The sequence below is a fragment of the Streptomyces carpinensis genome, assembly GCF_002154505.1.
Lineage (GTDB): Bacteria > Actinomycetota > Actinomycetes > Streptomycetales > Streptomycetaceae > Streptomyces > Streptomyces carpinensis.
The window spans coordinates 3,444-3,783 of the sequence record NZ_MUBM01000289.1 but is presented as its reverse complement, the minus strand read 5'-3'; the positions used below and the strand labels follow the sequence as shown (position 1 = coordinate 3,783).

Annotated in this window: 1 protein-coding gene; it reads right to left on the bottom strand. The window is 77.6% G+C overall.

The genetic code is table 11. From position 1 onward, the window contains the following. Positions 1-340: ATP-binding cassette domain-containing protein (locus BZY54_RS34215; RefSeq protein ID WP_244217481.1), on the bottom strand; the 340-nt coding region annotated here is incomplete at both ends.

Here is a 340-nt window from a genome sequence, read left to right as displayed (position 1 = left end):
GCCGGACGGCGGCACCGGGGCCCGTGCCGCACGGCGTTCGAGGGCTCCGTCGCGGACCGTGCAGACCGCGTCGGACACCCCGGCGAGCCGGTGCGGATCGTGGTCGACGAAGACCACGGCCGCACCGTCCGCGACCCGCTCGGCGACGGCCCGCTCCAGCTCGGCCCGGGCGGCGGCGTCCAGTCCTGTCCACGCCTCGTCCAGCACGAGCAGCTCGGGCGCGGCGAGCAGGGCCTGGGCCACGGCGACCTTCTGGCTGCCGCCCTTGGACAGCGCCGCCATCGGCGTACCGGCGTACGCGGCGGCCCCGAAGCGTTCCAGCCACTCACCGACGGCGCGG